This is a genomic window from Tautonia rosea (genome assembly GCF_012958305.1).
GTDB lineage: Bacteria > Planctomycetota > Planctomycetia > Isosphaerales > Isosphaeraceae > Tautonia > Tautonia rosea.
Genome location: NZ_JABBYO010000004.1, coordinates 473596 through 490101, shown reverse-complemented (window position 1 = coordinate 490101; position 16506 = coordinate 473596). Strand labels below are relative to the sequence as shown.

Here is a 16506-nt window from a genome sequence, read left to right as displayed (position 1 = left end):
ACCGTCTCGTGACCACCTTCCGTACTGCCCGCAATGATGACATCCCGGCGTTGGTCCGGCTCTGGAATGAGGGAACGCCCTCGTACGGTGTGGCCCGTCCCTTGAAGCCTCGGGAACTGACCGAAGCCAGCTTCAACCACCTGGGATTCACGCTGGCCGACCTGATCGTCGCCGAGGAGGAGGACGAGCTGGTCGCGTTCGTGCATGGGGGATTCGGTCCGATCGAGGCGGCTGGACCATCGCATCGGCTCGACCGTTCGATGGGGACGATCGCCATGCTCGCGCTTGCTCCCGAGGCAGGGGAAGCGGTTGGCTCGGATCTGATCGACCAGGCCAGCGCGAGGCTGAGGGAGGAAGGGGCCAAGGTCATTTATGCCGGGGGGCAGTATCCGCTCAACCCGTTTTACTGGGGGATTTACGGGGGCAGTGAGTTTGCTGGGATTCTCCTCAAGCATGACGCGTTTCACCGGGCGGTTCGAGCATCCGGATTTGACGAGGTCGCACGCTCGATCCTGTTGGAACGGGACCTTGCCGGGAGTGCCGAGCCGGGATTCGATCCGAAGTCGGTTCTTCTGCGCCGACGCTTTCAACTGACGATTGAGGAAGACGCACCGTTCGGACCGTGGTGGGACGCGCTGGCGCTGGGATCGACCTATGCGATCCGGTTTCAGCTGGAGGATACGGCCGGGCGGGTCGCCGCGACGGCGACGACGTGGGACATGGCCGGGTTCGAGCGGATCGACGGGCGACTCCGCGCGGGATTGATTGATGTGAAGGTCGCAGACGAATCGCGACGGCAGGGGTTGGGAAAATACTTGATTCGCGAGGTGATTCGCTACCATATCCAGAGAGGCATTCACGCGATCGCCGTCCAGACCCGAGCCCCCAACACCGCAGCCATTGCGCTCTACCAGTCGCTCGGGTTCGAGCCGGTCGATGAGGCGATTCTGTATCGGCTGGGACGCTCCTGAACGGATCGACCCGCCAAGGCCGGTCTCCGTGAGTGCGTTCGCTCCCCCTCATCTGCTCCGAGCCCCCCCGAAGGACCCGACGATCATGGCAAGACGCCCTGCCCGAGGCCGATCGCTTCGCGACCTCCGCGCCGAGGTCGAGGCGGTCGAGGCCCGCGACCGCGAGGCCGCCGCCCGTGCTCCGGCCACGCCGAAGCGACCCAAGCCGGAGGAGACCAGCCGACGGAAACCACTGGCCCAGCCCCGAATGCGGGTGGTCTGGGCGGTCTGCGACATCGGCGGCCGACCCGTCGCCACCTTTCCGTACGCCCAGAAAGCCGACGCCGAGGCCCACGCGGCACAGCTCAAGGTGAAGAAGAAGGCAGAGTTCTTTCTGCGGTCGATCAAGGAACCAATCGACCCGACCGACGACTGATTGACGCCTCTTCGAGGAAGACGGGCGGCGTGGCGATGGCGAAGTCGCCACGCCGAGCCGGGGCGGTCGCGCTTGTCGAGGTCCAGGGTCGGTGCGTATGCTTGGACCATTGTGCCATCGTGCGCACAAACTCCGCCCGAGGCCGGTCTCCCCGCCGGCCGTCTCGCCGATCGCTGCCCGCCTTTGTCTTCCGGAGGAGCGTAAGCTGTGACGCATCACCCGATTGCCCGAATGGCCCCGGCTCCGATCGCCCTGGTGCTGGGCCTCGCGACCCTGATGGCGACCTCGTCTCAACCCACGATTGGCGATGAGACGAACCCTGTCCCGGCCGAGCCCCACCGGTCACCGATCGCCCTGGCCCTCTCGGCCGACGGCTCCCGACTGCTCACGGCCAATCAGACGGCCGACTCGGTCTCCCTGGTCGATACGGAATCGGGCTCGGTCCTGGCCGAGCTTACGACCGGAGCGAAACCGGCCGGCGTGGCCTTTGCGCCAGACGGCCGTCGGGGAGTGGTCGCCCACTGGTACGGCTACGATCTGGCCGTGCTTCAGGTGGGTGACGACTCTTTGGAAGTGACCGGCCGGATCGAGGTCGGACCTGAGCCCCGAGGGGTGGTGATTGCCAAGGACGGCACGACGGCCTACGTGGCCGTTGGCGTGGCGAATGAGGTCGTGCGGGTGGATCTCGACCGGCTGGAGATCACCGGGAGGGTCGATGTGGGTCGGGAGCCGAGAGGACTGGCCCTGAGTCCCGACGGTGAGCGATTGCTCGTTGGCAACACGCGATCGGCCGACCTGACCTTGATCCGCACGGCCGATCTGAATGTCGAGCGGACCTATCCGATCCGGGGGTCGAACCTTCGGCAGGTGGTGATCGACCCCTCGGGAGAGTTCGGCTACGTCGCCAACATGGAAAACCGAGGCATGGCGACGACCGACCGCAACATTGACCTGGGCTGGGTGCTCGGCCAGCGCCTGACGCGGGTGCCGCTGAACGGCTCTCCCGAGGACTACGCGACCCAGTCGCTCGACCCGCAGGGGGATGCCGTTGGCGACGTGCACGGGTTGGCCATCAGTGGCGACGGCAAGTACATTGCCATCTCGGCCGGAGGATCGCATGAGGTCCTTCTGCTCCGAACCGACCTGCAACGGCTACCGTGGCGCACTGGGGGCTCGCGCGACCTGATTCACTTCTCCTTGCTGGGAGGGGACGGCCGCTTCCGACGCGTCGCCACTGGAGGCCGGCCGACTGAGCTGGCCTTCGCCCCGGATGGCAAGACGCTGTATGTCGCGAACTACCTGGGCGACTCGGTTCAGGTGATCGACGCCGACGCGGGGGAGCTGGTCCGGTCGATCGACCTGGGAGGCCCCGAGGAGCTGTCGATCGTCCGCCAGGGGGAGATCCTCTTTCACGACGCCGTTCGGTCGCATAACCAGTGGTATAGCTGCAACACCTGCCACAGCGACGGGCACCACAACGGCGAACGCTTCGACACGATGAACGACGGCTGGCACGACTTCTCGAACCTGCGATCGACCCGCAGCCAGAAAGACGTGCCTACGCTTCGAGGTGCCTACCAGACTGGCCCCTGGACCTGGCACGGCTGGCAAGCGAGCTTTGAGGAGGCGATGATCGAGTCGTTCACCAAGAGCATGCAGGGGGAAGCTCCCACCAACGAGGAGGTGCAGGCCCTCATCAGCTATCTCAAGACGCTGGAACACCCTCGCAACCCGTATGTCGGGCCGAACGGTGAGATCTCGGAAGCAGCCGAGCGTGGTCGAGAGGTCTTCCGATCGGCCAAGGCTGCCTGCAACACCTGTCACTCCGGCCCGAATTTCACCGACGGCGAGATCCATATGGTCGGTCTTGAGGAGCCCCGAGACGTGTACAAGGGGTATAACCCGCCGTCGCTCCGCGGCACCTACGACAACGACCCGTACCTGCATGACGGCCGCGCCCGAACCCTCCGCGACGCCCTGACCGGCGACCACGCGCCGGACTTCGTCACCGGCCTCGGCGAGTTGACCGAGCAGGAGACGTTGGACCTGATCGAGTATCTGAAGACGCTCTGATCGCTCATGGCCGTGCTCATCGTGCCGTTTCTTGCCCTGGCCGCCGTTGGGCTCGTGCTGAGCCTCGTTGCCCACGGCTGCGCCTGGCTGGGCGAGCCACAGCCGCTCGGCATGGCGACCTGGGGGCTGCACCTGGGTATCTTCGTCGTCTGGTTGCCCGCCTTGCTCGCCTCGGGGCAGATGGTCCGGGGGGCCAGGCGGGAGGATGCCTGGCGAGTCGCCCTGCGGGGATGCCCACGCTGGATGCGGTGGAAGACCTCGGCGTTCTTCGTCTACGCGTTCGTGAACTTCATGCTGAACTTCGGGGTGATGGCCCCTGCCGGGAAGCAACCGGCCGGAGGGGACATGCCCCCGGCGGTATTCCGGATGTTCTCGGGACACTGGATGGCCTTCTACTCGGCGGCGCTGGCGATGCTCTATTCCTCATGGATCATCTCGTCGCGGGGTGAGGTCAAAGGCCCCGAGCCGAAGCGAGATGGGGTCTTGTGAGAGGACGTTCCGAACTCCTCCATGATGTGGGATCGAGAGCTGGATGCATGAACGAGGGGACTGTTCAGAACCATCGGGTTCGGGAATGGTCCGGACAATTCTTCGCATACAAGTTTGCCACCCAGGCGGCAATCGCTCTCAATCACGAACACGGCCCAGTCATCCGAGGGGATGGCTGGGCCGTGTGGATTTTGAAGGGCGTCGAAGCCGGTCGGTTATTCGCTTCGGCCGCCGAGCAGGCCGGAGCGGAAGAGGAAGTAGAGCAGGGTAAGGATGCTCGACAGGGTGGCCGCCACGTAGGTCCAGGCGGCGGCGTTGAGGACCTTGGCGACGACCGGTTCTTCCGCGGCGGTGATCAGGCCGGTGGTCATCAAGTGCTCGCGGGCGCGGCGACTGGCGTCGAACTCGACCGGCAGGTTCACGAGCTGGAAGACGACGACGGCCGAGAACAGGGCGATGCCGCCGATGATGATGTTCATCGAGCCCATGAAGAAGCCGACGATCATCACGATCCAGGCGAAGTTTGAGCCGAACCCGGCCACCGGAACCAGGAGGTTGCGGATCGCCAGGGGGCCGTAGCCTTGGGCGTCTTGCAGGGCGTGGCCGGCCTCGTGCGCGGCGATGCCGAGCGCGGCGAGGGAACGCTCGCTGTAGACGCCGGGGGAAAGGCGAAGGACCTTGTGCCTGGGGTCGTAGTGGTCGCTCAGGTAGCCGTCGACCGGCTCGATGTCGATGCGGTTCAACCCCTCGGAGCGCATGACCTCGGCCGCGGCCTGGGCGCCGGTCACGCCGGAGGAGGAGCGAATCTCCGAGCCCTCGGCATAGGCGGACTTCACGCGCATCTGTGCCCAGGCGGCCAGGAGCATCGCCGGGGCAAGGAACAAAAAGTAAACAGGATCGAAAATCACGGCTCCACTCCTCCTCAGTGCCGTACTGGCATCTGCCAGGATGTTCGTTTCAAACAATCAGGTATTGTGTTCTACGAACTAACGAGGTCATTGGTTCTCGATCGTCAACCGAGTTCCGTCGCGGTGGAAGTCGGCTCGAATCCCTCACCCCAGGATCGCAGGCGGGCCCGCCACTGGATCAGGCGACGGATCAATCGGGTCCGACACGAGGCAGCCGACGACGCAGCGATCAGGAGCGTCAGCACCGGCTGCCCCGTCTGGAACGAGGTCCCCGGCATGGGGAGATCCGCGAGCCTCGGCAGCCGACCGGATCGGGGATTGCCCCCCCGCCAGCGGATCGCGTCCGGCACTCGGCCCTCCAACGGGGCAAACACGACGAGCTTCCCGACCTTTGTGTGAGGCCGAACGGAGCAAGTCCCATGCCCCTCGGCCGAGAGCTCGGCCCCGAACGCGTCGGCATGGTCCTGAATCGCAGACCAGCCGGTCGCCCATTCGAGCACCTCGACCGACGCGGTGGGCCTTGGGTTCACCTCGACCGGCCAGGCGAGCCCGTTGCGAAGGACGAAATCGACGCCGAAGAGACCTCGAAGGCCAAATTCTCCGGTCAGAACCGCACCGATTTGCCGCAGTTGATCGCGGACCTGCCGAGGCACCCGGACTGGCCCGACACTGCCGAGGTAGCCGAACGCGGCGTCGTCGTGGCCAATCCACTGCCGCGTGACGCCGATCAGGCGGGCCGATCCCGCCGAGGTTCCGACGAAGACGGCCGAGCCGCTCGGGCCGATCACGCGGCGCTGGAGGTACTCGATTCCTTCGACTGGTTCGGGAGCATGACCGTCGAAGGGCCGGATGTGGGCTCCGCCGGCCGATCGGACCCGTTTAACCAGCCAGGAGCCGTCGGCCGGGAGGCCCCGTGCGTTGCGGCTCACGTCAATCGCGGGCAGCGAGGCGTGGCGCAAGGCGGTAGCCAGGGAGAACGGGTCGCGGACCCGACGCACGATCTCGCCGGGATTGCCCCAAAGGGGCCGATCGCGGGCGATGCGATCGATCAGGTCGGGGTGATTCTCGATGGCGCCGGTATAGCACCAGGGGGCCTTCGGCAAGGTGGACGAGAGTCCTTCCAGGGCGGCGGGATAAGTGGAGGGATCGACCTGATGGGCCTCGCAGGCACTCCGGAGGTCCCAGTCGGCAAATAGGTCGATGGCAACAGGCTGGAACCCGGCCCGGATCGCCGAGTGGGCGAAGGCTCGGACACTGGCCCCGACGATCAAGACCGTCCTGGACACGAGGGGGATGCTCCGCGTTCGATTCAGGACCCGATGGGGCGTTGGGCCGGAGCCTGGTTTGCCCGAGCAAGGGCCGCCATCCCCCCCAAAGCCGACGCCCGACCCTTGCGAGGCGGTACCGTCCTGTTATCATGCCACCCAACCACCTGTTGGACCATTACGCAAGGAGTGGACCGGCAGGCAGACCAATTGTCCGTAAGCAACCCGCCCCCTCCCGTTTCTTTCTGCAACACGCCTCGGAGAATTGACTGATGGCAAGCGATCATACCCTGCTCGTCGGAGAGGCCCTTGTTGGTGATGGCAACGAGGTCGCCCACATTGACCTGATGATCGGCACCAAGACCGGGCCGGTCGGGGCGGCCTTCGCCAATGCGCTGGCCAACCAGTCGCACGGCCACACCAACCTGCTGGCCGTCCTGGAGCCGAACCTGGCCGTCAAGCCGGCCACCGTGCTGATCACCAAGGTCACGATCAAGGGGCTCGATCAGGCCGTCCTGATGTTCGGCCCTGCTCAGTATGCCGTGGCCAAGGCCGTGGCCGACTGCGTGGCCGAGGGGACCATTCCGGCCGACAAGGCCGAGGACCTCTGCATCGTGTGCGGCGTCTTCATTCACCCGGCCGCACAGGACAAGGCCAAGATCAACCAGTTCAACTACGAGGCCACCAAGCTCTCGATCGAGCGCGCCATGAAGGGCGAGCCGGCCGCCTCGGAAGTGGTTCAGAAGAAGGACTCGGCGTCGCACCCGTTCGCCTGATTTCTTCTCTCTCGATCCCTAGTCGGTCGAGCGCGAGAGGCTTGTGGTCTCGACCGCCGACCGACCGACCGATTGCCCCCCCTCGGCGTGACCGCGATGAAGACGATCCTCCTGCAGCTTGATACCGACCCGCAGCCGAGCGTCTTCGACGCCGTGGTCGCCGTGGATGCCGGGGTCGATCACCTGTTCCGGCACGGCAACGTCGCGCCGGAACAGGTTCGCGACCTCGTGTACGGTGGGCTGTTCACGAGGGGTCCGCAGGATCTGAAGCACACGGCCGTGTTCATCGGCGGGACGGATGTGGCCAGGGCCGAGGCGTTGCTGAGGGCGGCGAAGGACGCGTTCTTCGGCCCGTTTCGCGTCTCGGTGTTGCTCGACCCGAACGGGGCCAACACGACCGCAGCGGCGGCAGTACTGTCGGCCAAGGCGGGATTTGGCGGTTCGCTCGAAGGGGTGAAGGCGGCCGTGCTAGCCGCGACGGGACCGGTCGGCCAGCGGGTGGCACGGTTGCTCGCCCGACAGGGGGCCGCTGTCACGGTATCGTCTCGGAAGCTCGATCGGGCCGAAGCGGTGGCCCGGGCGATCGGCGAAGCAACCGGGGCGAGTCTTACCCCTCTCGCTGGGGTTGATGCCGACGCCATGGCCGAAGGGCTCGATGGCTGTCAGCTCATCGTCTCGGCAGGCTCGGCCGGGGTGACGCTCTTGCCGAAGTCGGTGCGGACGACGCTGAGCGACTTGCGGGTGATGATCGACCTGAACGCCGTTCCTCCGCTCGGGATCGAAGGAATCGAGGTCCACGACCGCGACGCCGACCGCGACGGTGTCCGCACGTGGGGGGCGATCGGCGTGGGCGGCTTGAAGATGAAGATCCACGCTCGGGCGATTCGAGCGATGTTCGAGGCCAACGACCGAATTCTCGACGCCGAAGAGGTCTTCGCGATTGGCGAAGCGCTCGGCTGAACCTCTCCCCGCAGACCGGTTTGAGACTCCTGCCATGCCTCGCGTCGTCGGGACTGACCCCGGGACGGGGAGTCTTGACCTGCTGTTGCTGGTCGATGGGCTCGTGGTAGATCAGGTTCGCCTTCCGCCAAGTGCACCGGCGGGTTCGCTGATCGAGCAACTGGAGCACTGGCAGCCGCTTGATCTGATTGCGGGACCTTCGGGATACGGTTTACCGATGGTTCGATCGGCTGATGTGACCGCGAACGACCTGCGATGGATGAGCCTGGTGCGACCGGACGAGCGCGGCCAATCGCTCGGCGTGGGAGGCTTTTCGAGCTGGCTCGACGCGCTGGTGAAGTCGGACCTGCCAGTGGTCTTTCTGCCGGGGGGGATTCATCTGCCGACAATCCCCGCACACCGGAAGGTGTTGACCGTTGATCGCGGGACGGCCGACAAGGTGGCGGTGGCCGCGCTGGCCTTGCGGATGGATGCCGATGCGAGGGGTCGTCCGCCCTCGCAATCGACCTTTGCGGTGGTCGAGATCGGCTCGGCCTTCTCGGCGATTCTGATCATCGAGAACGGCGCACTCGTGGATGCCTCGGCAGGTTCGGCCGGGCCGATCGGGGTTCGATCACCGGGGCTCTGGGACGGCGAGGCGGCGTACTGGCTCGGCCCCTTGTCGAAACGGGATCTGTTTCGAGGGGGCCTGGATGACCTGGGGGAAAACGGCCGGCTTGCGTTCGTGGAGTCCTTGCGCAAGCATCTGGCGGGACTGTGTGATTTGACCCCGATTGATCGGATTTACCTTTCGGGATCGGCCGCGAATCGTCCCGATCTGGCCCTGGTTGTCGAGGAAACGGTGGCCCGATTCGGCCGGTGCGTTCGATTGGATTCTCTGCCTGGCGCGTGGGTCAAGCACGCGGCGCAGGGGGCGGCGTTGCTGGCCGACGGCCTCCAGGGAGGACGGCATGCCGATCTGGTGGAGTCGCTCCGGCTCCGGGAATCGTCGGGCACAGTGCTCGATGGGCTGGCGCCTCTGAAGCGAGTTGTAGATGAGGAAAAGTCACCGCCCGCTTGATCCGGCTCCGGGTGTGGCTCCACAATCGGGAGCGGTTGTTTCCGAAGCCTTCGCCGTTCTGATCGGAGCCCTCTCCCCATGATCGCCCATCGCTCGCGGATTGCCTGTTTGTTCGTTTCGATCGCCGTGCTCGTGCCGAGTGCCGCCAAGGGGCAGGAGCAGGGGCTTGATCTTTACTTCGTGGATGTGCTTGGAGGCGCAGCCACGTTGATCATCACTCCGGAACGCGAGTCGATCTTGATTGATTCCGGTTGGCCTGGGTTCGACGATCGCGACCCGAAGCGGATTGTGCATGTGTTGAAAAACGTCGCGGGTCTGGATCGGCTCGATCATCTGGTGACAACCCACTGGCATACCGACCATTACGGCGGGGTCGAGGGCCTGGCAAAGTTGATTCCGATCGGTCGCTACTGGGATCGAGGTTTGCCGTCGGATGCGCTGGAGGGGCTGGATTTTCCGGACGGGCCAAAGGACGACAACCCGTTACTTGTGGCGTATCTGAACGCCGCCGAGGGAAACCGGACCGTGTTGAAGCCGGGCGACACGCTCCCTTTGGCAGGCGAGGTATCGGCCGTCGTGCTGGCGTCGGGCGGGAAGGTGCTGGGCTGCTGCGAGGAAGGCGAAGGGGGGACCAATGCTCGGTGCGACGACCTGCCCGCCGACAAGGCCGAGGACACCTCGGACAACGCCCGAAGCATCGCGCTGGTCGTTCGACTCGGTGCGTTTGACTTCCTCGATTGCGGCGATCTGACCTGGAACATCGAGCGGCAGCTAGTGTGCCCGGTCGATCAGATTCGAGCGACGGACGATCGAGAGAACGACGATCATGGGATCGACGTGTATCAGGTCACGCATCATGGGCTGGAAACGTCAAATCATCCGACCTTGATTCGAACGATTCAGCCCACGGTGACCGTGATGAACAACGGCCCGCGCAAAGGAGGGTCGGCATCGGTGGTGCATCTCCTGAAATCGATTCCGAGCATCCAGGCCAACTACCAGATGCACCGCAACGTAACCACCGGACCCGAGGACAACACCGATCCGGCGCTGATTGCCAACGATGACCCCGAGGGGGGCCAGTTTCTCCATATTCACGTCGAGCCGGACGGATCGGCGTATTCCATCCGGATCGGAACGAATGGAGAGATGAAAACGTTCGAATCAAAGTAATGATTTGCGGAACCCGAGGGCCAAGCACGAGCGACGGCCCTCGGGATTGATGGTCCGTCAGGCGGCGGCCTTCGATCGTTTGGCCTTCGGCTGGTTTTTCCAGCGGCGATGGAGCCAGAGATACTGGGTCGGATCGCGCCGGACCATGCGTTCGAGGGCGGCGGTGTAGCGCTGGGTCAGCTCGCGGATGAAGTCGGGGGAGGCGTCGTCGGTGTTGACGTCGATGATCTCCTCGACCTCGACGAGGTACTGGAAGTCGTCTCCGACCCGACGCGCGCCGCCGACGACGATCGGGGCGTTGAACTCGATGGCGAGCAGGGCAATAGCCTTGAAGGTGGAGGCGGGTCGTCCGAAGAAGTCGACGAACAAGCCCTTCGGACCGGCGTCCTGATCGCCGAGCATGGAGAGGAGGCCGCCGGACTGGAGGACGTCGAGCATCTCGTCGGAGCCGCCACGCTTGGCGATCATCTTCTGGCCGGTCTGCTCGCGGAACTCCTTCAGGTAGCGCTCGAGGTACGGGTTGTCGAGCACTCGGGCCACCGAATGCGGTGGGAAGCCGAAGGCGCCGAAGAGGTAGCCGGCCATCTCCCAGTTGCCATAATGGCCGGTAAGCATGATCATCGGCCCCCCCTTGAGCAGACGCTCGATCACCGGTCCGTGCCCCTTGAGGGTGATGAACTTGCGCCAGGTGGTCAGGTGCAAGCGTTTGGGGATGTGCAACATTTCCATCACCATGCGGAGGAAATGCCGATAGACCCCTCGGACGATCTGGTCGCGTTGTTCGTCGGTGTACTCATCACCGAAGGCGTGCCGGAGATTTTCCATGGCGACTTGCCGATGGCGTTTGTCGATTTTGTAGACGAGGGCGGCGATGGCATCGGCCAGGGCGTACGACTGGCGCATCGACAACGACTGCGCGATGAAGACGACCATCCGCACACCGAGATACGCGGCGTAGTCGACGAACCGGTTGCGACGCTTGACGCGGGCGGGCTTGGGGAACATCGGCGGTCACTCCGTTGAGCCACGATGTTGAGGTGAGAAACGCGAAGCGTGCCGAGCTTACCGCGAGTGCCGAATCCAGATCGCTCGTACCCCCTGGTAGAAACCGTTCGCGATCGTCGTGATCCCGAGCAGTATCAGCGCATAGGTGAGGCCGATCAAGCCCAGCAAGGCGAGAAATTTCACGTACACCAGGAAGACGGCGGTGGTATTGAACACAAGGCTCACAAGAGCGATCGCCGCTCCGATCATGACGATGAACCACCCGCACACCCGGCCGAATCGCCCGGTGAACCGCTCATGTTCGTCCCACATGCGCTCGCTCCCTTTGCCGAGTGACTCTCTGCGGGGATTTCAAAGGAAAGCCAGAATGAGAAATTTTTGATTTTTAAGAATTCACACAATGCGAAATGAATCATTCAAGCGAATATTAAACGACCCCGAGGTTTTGGAATAGGCCTGCCGAGTTCCTTCGCTGTCTCGATCCATTGAGCGATCACCACCTCAACTGCATCGAGCGCTTCTCGATAGGAAAGGCCGTCCGCGGCACATCCGGGGAGTTCGGGGACCTCGGCGATGAACGCCTGGTCTGCATCGCTCCAATAGAGAATGACTTCATAACGTGAATTTGTGTTCATCGTCGTTCCCCGCCAATTGATATTGAACGATCACGTCTCGAACTTGCTTGATCTGGTAGGCCTTGGCTAAAGCTCCACGAGGTTGGAGATTGAGGATCTCCTCAATCCCTTCTCGCGTAAAGATGTGATGGCCTCCTCGAATTCGTTCCTCGAATCCAGGGTGTTCCAGTAACAGCCGAACCTCGTCAAATCGGATCGAGGAGTCGGCTGTCCCTCGGAGAACCCGGACGAGCGTTTTCTTCCATGCCATGACGAGCAGGTCCAAGGCTTCGGCTGCAGCCTGATGGCCACGCGGAGTCGTCGGAAGCCCGTCGGGCAGGATGTTCGGTCTGTCCGACGAGGTGATGACGGCTCACGCGTCGTGCAGAGGCAAGGTTACCGGCTTGCCCCCTTCGGCGGCGGATTTGTAGATGGCGCGGATGACCTCGACGGCCTTGCGCCCTTCCTTGCCGTCGACGAAGGGGGGACGGTTTTCGTCGATGGCGGCGAGGAAGTCGGAGAGCTGGTCGCGGTGGCCGGCGTGGGAGATGCCGCGGGGGTCGGAGCCGCCGCCGGTGGCGCCGGCCTTGGCCATGGCGGCGATGATGTCGTTGTCGCTGGGGACCTTCTCCTGGAACTCCCAGAGGGTGATGTCGTCCTGCTCGATCCGGGCCGAGCCGCGGTCTCCGTGGATCTCGATCCGCTTCGAGAGGCCGGGGTAGGCACTGGTGGCGGCCTCGATGACGCCGAGGGCGCCGTTCTTGAAGCGGATGGCGGCGACGACGGTGTCCTCGACCTCGATCCGCTCGTGGGCGAGGGTGGCGGCCAGGGCGGTGACGGTCTCGATCTCGCCCATCATCCAGATGAGCAGGTCGACGTTATGAATGGATTGGTTCATGAGCGCCCCGCCGCCGTCGAGCGCCCAGGTGCCGCGCCAGCCGCCGGAGTCGTAGTATTCCTGGGTCCGCCACCACTTGATGTAGGTGTCGCCGAGGGTCAAGCGGCCGAAGCGGCCCACCTCGATCGCCTCCTTCAAGCGGCCATTAGCGGCGGAATAGCGCGAGGGGAAGATCGTGCAAAGGCGGACGCCGGTCGAGTCGCAGGCCTCGATGATCGCGTCGCATCGAGGGAGAGTGATTTCAAGGGGCTTCTCGACCACGACGTGCTTGCCAGCCTTCGCGGCGGCAACGGCGGGGTCCATGTGGGCGCCGCTGGGGGTGCAGACGCTGACGACGGTGACGCCGGGGTGGGCTAGCATGGCGTCGAGGGTGTCGAAGACGGCCACGTCTCCCCCCTCGGCCATGCCGACGATCTTCTCGGCCCGCTCGCGGACAGGGTCGAACGCGGCCACGACACGGGCGTTCGGGATCTCGTTGATCGCCTTGGTGTGGAACTCGGCGATCATGCCGCAGCCGACGAATCCAATGCCATGTTCGGCCATGAGGGGGACGTCCTTTGTTCAGGAAGGAAGTGCGTCTCTGACGTCGTGTTGAAGGGGGTCGAGGTCTGAGGCGTCGGTCTGTGTGGCACCGTGCTCGCGGGTTCGGTCGGCTGCCGTGGTGGCCATAGCGCGCCTCGCAATCGCGATCGCGTGATCGGCGTTAAGAGAGCTTCACCCGCGCAATCTTCCTCTTGCCGACGCGGACGATCAACCCGTCCTCGACGGCGATGGCCTGCTTCGGATCTTTGGCAACAGCGCGGTCGGGACCAAGGGTCACGCCACCGCCTTCGATGACCCGGCGGGCGTTCGAGGTGCTCGATTCGAGGTTCAGGGCGACGATCAGACGGGGCAGGGGGATCTTCCCGTCGCCATCGAGCTGATCGCGGGGGAGCGTGACCTCGGGGATCTCATCGGGGTCTTCTCCGGCGGCGCGGCGGCGGAAGGCGAGGGCGGCGGCCTCGGCGGCCTCGGGGCCGTAGTACTGGGAGACGATCGCCTTGCCGAGGGCTTCCTTGGCGTCTCGGGGATTGACGCCAGGAGCGAGCAGTTGCTCGACCTCGGCCATCGGCAGGTTGGTGAGCAGGGTAAAGAATTGCCGCATCGGCTCGTCGGGGATGCTCATGACCTTCCCGAACTGGGTCTCGGGAGGCTCGGCCACCCCGATGTAGTTGCCGAGGCTCTTGCCCATGCGGCGGTGGCCGTCGGTGCCGACGAGGATCGGCAGGGTGATGGCCACCTGAGGGCGCTGGCCGCGAGCCTGTTGCAAGTCTCGGGCGACGAGGAGGCTAAAGAGTTGCTCGGTCCCTCCGAGTTCGACATCGGCCCGGATCTCGACCGAATCCCAGCCTTGCATCAAGGGGTAGAGGCATTCGTGGAGATAGACGGGTTTTTCGGCGGCAATGCGTTTGGAAAAGTCGTCTCGGGCAGAGATCTGCCCGAGGGTCATGCGTCGGCAGAGGTCGAGCACGTCGAGAAACGACCAGGTCGAGAACCAGTCACCGTTTCGGTGGACCTCGGCACGGTCGAGATCGATGATCTTGCCGACCTGTTCGAGATAGTCCTTGGCATTGGCTTCGACCTGAGCCTCGGTGAGGGCGGCTCGGGTCTCGTCTCGGCCGGAGGGATCGCCGACGAGGGCAGTATAATTGCCGATGATGATCACGGCGGTATGGCCGAGGTCCTGAAATTGCCGGAGCTTGCGGAGGGGGACCGTGTGGCCGAGGTGGACGTCGATACCGGTCGGGTCGATGCCGTACTTGACGCGCAAGGGGGTTCCGGTCTGGACCGAGTGGTCCAGCATCTTCACGAAGTCGGGCTCGGGGGTGATCGCGTCGATCCCCCGGCGGAGGAGTTCGAGTTGCTCGGCGGCAGGAAGCATCGGGGGGAACCGGCCTTGGCTTGGCGTCAGGATCGTGGCAAATCCATCCCGGGAACTGGCCCCTGGGGGAAGCGGGTTGCGATTCTAGGTCATTGCGGGAAATCGGACAAGGTGGCCCGCGAGCCCCGTCAGACCTAGGATAAGTTGCGAAGCTACTCTCGACCAAGCCCCGGACCGAACCTTCAACGGAGTGCTCCCGCTCATGCCGCTCGACGCTGCTGATCTCAAGATCTCGATGCAAACGGCCTGGATCTTGGTGGGGATGGCAGGGCTGGTGCTGCTGGCCATTGCGACGGCCTGGGCCATTGCGATCGAGCGGATCTGGAGCGGCAGGCCAGTGATCCCGACCCGATCGGGAAGACCGGTGCCGTGGGGAGGGCCGCAGGTCTTTGCGAGCTTTTTCCTGTGGCAGTTTGCAACGCTGGCCATGGCCGAGTTGTTGAGAGCCCTTCGCGGTGAGGAAGACGAGCCGAACCTCGTCACGGCAATGAGCGCCGTCGCCCTGATCAATCTGGCCATCCTGATTGTGGTGCCGGGCTTCCTGGCACTCTGGAACCAGGCCCGAGCCATCGACTTCGGGCTCGTCTGGGACCGAGTCGGCCGTGATCTGATCCTTGGGGTGTTGACGGCGATCTTCTGCTTACCATTGATTTACGGTGTGCAGCTCACGGCCATTCTCATCTGGCCGCCGACCCCACACCCGCTGATGGAAATGCTGTTTGCGGAGCGCTCTCCGTGGGTGATGATCCTGGGAATTCTCTCGGCCGTGATCTTTGCACCGGCCGCGGAAGAGTTGCTGTTCCGGGGAGTCTTGCAGGGATGGCTGGAAAAGCGGTTCGGCGTGACGCGCCCGACGAGGGCGGATGACGAGGTCTCGGAGCTGAGTTCGAACGACTTGCAGCCCGGTCTCAATCCGCGCGTGGCCAATCTTACGGCGCTGGTGGTTCCTGCCGCAGTCTTTGCGATCGTCCATTTCGGGCAATGGCCCGCGCCGTTGCCGCTGTTCGTACTGGCAATCGCGCTGGGACTGTTGTACCGGAGAACCAAGAGCATCGTTGCTCCGATTGCCGCGCATGCCACCTTCAACGGCCTGAGCACGATTGCCATGATCGTCATCGTGCTGATGGTCCCCAAGGTGGAACCGGAGGTCGTGCCGATACCCGGGGAACCGGGAGTTTCGGCACCGGAGGAAGCGACGGTCGACGCGGAGGCCGAGCCGCTCCAGGCCGGAGAATCGGCGAACTCGGAGGAGAATCCCACGCGCTGATCGCATCAAAATGTTGAATCGGTGTGAAGATTCGGGTTTTCACTTGCCCAGTCCTGCTTACGGGATTAGGATGCGAGTACCTCGATCACGGGATTTCCGAGCGAAGACCCCATGTCGTTGCAACGGCGGTCATGACCTCACCAGATTCGATCGTTTGGGGTCATCTGAACCTCCCGATCCTTGAATCTCGTGAAGTCCGGCGCTGGTTGAGACGATAACTTCGGGGTATTCCTCCGGCCCTCGGTCGCAGGAAGGCGGTTCGCGCTCTCCCCCCCTACCGGTCGTGCGCAGCGTGGACCCCAAAGGTCTTGAATCCGAACACCCGGCCCCCGCGGTGGTGGAACACCGCGACCGGTCGCATGGCCGCCAAGGATCGCGAGCCAGGGCTGCCGGGATGCGGGGCGAACTCGGTGCAACGGATTGGATGGATATGGTCAAGGTCGCTGATTTTCGCGTCCTGGCCTCCTAGTTCTGGAGTGATGGGAAACGATGAGCGTGGTGAATTCCAAGAAGAAGACCGCACCGACGCACAACGGGTTCGAATGGGCTGGAGCCATGGCCCGCATCCGACGCGGCGGGGTCTCGGCCCGGAGCGGTCGCCGCTCGCTGCTGCTGGGCGCCTTGACGGCTTCTTATGCCAACACCGGCCGCACCGGCCGGCGATCGGCAGAGTCCCGAACCGCAAGTTCCGCTGACCGAAGCTAACCGCTC

The 16506-nt window shown here is 64.3% G+C and carries 18 protein-coding genes; 10 read left to right on the top strand and 8 right to left on the bottom strand.

The window, feature by feature from the left end; all coding sequences use genetic code 11:
• Positions 1–8 precede the first annotated feature (8 nt).
• The 4 genes from HG800_RS27955 to HG800_RS09500 all read left to right on the top strand — a co-directional run bounded on the left by HG800_RS27955 (position 9) and on the right by HG800_RS09500 (position 3948).
• Positions 9–971, top strand: a complete 963-nt coding sequence (locus HG800_RS27955; protein WP_169976180.1) for a GNAT family N-acetyltransferase — start codon at positions 9–11, stop codon at positions 969–971.
• Entirely contained in the window at positions 937–1386 is a 450-nt protein-coding gene (locus tag HG800_RS09510; RefSeq protein WP_169976178.1) for a hypothetical protein, read from the top strand. The genes HG800_RS27955 and HG800_RS09510 overlap by 35 nt, the downstream gene beginning before the upstream one ends.
• Positions 1387–1593: 207 nt before the next feature.
• The gene (locus tag HG800_RS09505) at positions 1594–3459 is read left to right on the top strand and encodes a cytochrome c peroxidase (RefSeq protein WP_315852007.1); all 1866 of its coding nucleotides are present in this window, start codon (positions 1594–1596) and stop codon (positions 3457–3459) included.
• 6 nt (positions 3460–3465) lie between these two features.
• Complete coding sequence (locus tag HG800_RS09500; RefSeq protein WP_169976176.1) at positions 3466–3948, top strand: hypothetical protein; 483 nt, start codon at positions 3466–3468, stop codon at positions 3946–3948.
• Between the two features lie 215 nt (positions 3949–4163).
• Here the strand turns inward: HG800_RS09500 and HG800_RS09495 are convergent, their stop codons facing one another.
• Positions 4164–4856: a zinc metallopeptidase gene (locus HG800_RS09495; RefSeq protein WP_169976174.1), complete on the bottom strand. Its 693-nt coding sequence runs from the start codon at positions 4854–4856 to the stop codon at positions 4164–4166.
• Between the two features lie 104 nt (positions 4857–4960).
• Positions 4961–6142 (bottom strand): ATP-grasp domain-containing protein, encoded by a 1182-nt coding sequence (locus HG800_RS09490; RefSeq protein WP_169976172.1) that lies wholly within the window; start codon positions 6140–6142, stop codon positions 4961–4963.
• A gap of 251 nt (positions 6143–6393) precedes the next feature.
• Here HG800_RS09490 and fae point away from each other — a divergent pair, with 251 nt between their 5' ends.
• From fae to HG800_RS09470, 4 genes are all read left to right on the top strand, one after another.
• Positions 6394–6897 (top strand): formaldehyde-activating enzyme, encoded by a 504-nt coding sequence (fae, locus tag HG800_RS09485; RefSeq protein ID WP_169976170.1) that lies wholly within the window; start codon positions 6394–6396, stop codon positions 6895–6897.
• A 96-nt stretch (positions 6898–6993) separates the two neighbouring features.
• Positions 6994–7857, top strand: coding sequence for an NADP-dependent methylenetetrahydromethanopterin/methylenetetrahydrofolate dehydrogenase (locus HG800_RS09480; RefSeq protein ID WP_169976168.1), 864 nt, complete (start codon positions 6994–6996; stop codon positions 7855–7857).
• Between the two features lie 34 nt (positions 7858–7891).
• Positions 7892–8917, top strand: coding sequence for a DUF1464 family protein (locus HG800_RS09475; RefSeq protein WP_169976166.1), 1026 nt, complete (start codon positions 7892–7894; stop codon positions 8915–8917).
• Between the two features lie 78 nt (positions 8918–8995).
• A complete protein-coding gene (locus HG800_RS09470; protein ID WP_169976164.1) occupies positions 8996–10090 on the top strand; it encodes a ComEC/Rec2 family competence protein in 1095 nt (364 codons plus the stop codon).
• A 57-nt stretch (positions 10091–10147) separates the two neighbouring features.
• On the opposite strand, the gene HG800_RS09465 is transcribed toward HG800_RS09470, so the two are convergent.
• From HG800_RS09465 to tyrS, 6 genes are all read right to left on the bottom strand, one after another.
• Positions 10148–11095 (bottom strand): lysophospholipid acyltransferase family protein, encoded by a 948-nt coding sequence (locus HG800_RS09465; protein ID WP_169976162.1) that lies wholly within the window; start codon positions 11093–11095, stop codon positions 10148–10150.
• A 57-nt stretch (positions 11096–11152) separates the two neighbouring features.
• A complete protein-coding gene (locus HG800_RS09460) occupies positions 11153–11407 on the bottom strand; it encodes a hypothetical protein (protein ID WP_169976160.1) in 255 nt (84 codons plus the stop codon).
• A 104-nt stretch (positions 11408–11511) separates the two neighbouring features.
• Positions 11512–11730 (bottom strand): type II toxin-antitoxin system HicB family antitoxin, encoded by a 219-nt coding sequence (locus HG800_RS28400; RefSeq protein WP_169976158.1) that lies wholly within the window; start codon positions 11728–11730, stop codon positions 11512–11514.
• Entirely contained in the window at positions 11708–11980 is a 273-nt protein-coding gene (locus tag HG800_RS09450) for a type II toxin-antitoxin system HicA family toxin (RefSeq protein ID WP_169976156.1), read from the bottom strand. The genes HG800_RS28400 and HG800_RS09450 overlap by 23 nt, the downstream gene beginning before the upstream one ends.
• 102 nt (positions 11981–12082) lie before the next feature.
• Positions 12083–13150 (bottom strand): Gfo/Idh/MocA family protein, encoded by a 1068-nt coding sequence (locus HG800_RS09445; RefSeq protein WP_169976154.1) that lies wholly within the window; start codon positions 13148–13150, stop codon positions 12083–12085.
• A 160-nt stretch (positions 13151–13310) separates the two neighbouring features.
• Positions 13311–14528, bottom strand: coding sequence for a tyrosine--tRNA ligase (gene tyrS / locus HG800_RS09440; RefSeq protein ID WP_169976152.1), 1218 nt, complete (start codon positions 14526–14528; stop codon positions 13311–13313).
• 202 nt (positions 14529–14730) lie between these two features.
• Between tyrS and HG800_RS09435 the strand changes: the two genes are divergently transcribed.
• Together HG800_RS09435 and HG800_RS09430 are read left to right on the top strand one after the other, a co-directional pair.
• The gene (locus HG800_RS09435; protein ID WP_169976149.1) at positions 14731–15795 is read left to right on the top strand and encodes a CPBP family intramembrane glutamic endopeptidase; all 1065 of its coding nucleotides are present in this window, start codon (positions 14731–14733) and stop codon (positions 15793–15795) included.
• A gap of 489 nt (positions 15796–16284) precedes the next feature.
• Positions 16285–16500, top strand: a complete 216-nt coding sequence (locus HG800_RS09430; protein ID WP_169976148.1) for a hypothetical protein — start codon at positions 16285–16287, stop codon at positions 16498–16500.
• Positions 16501–16506: the final 6 nt, after the last annotated feature.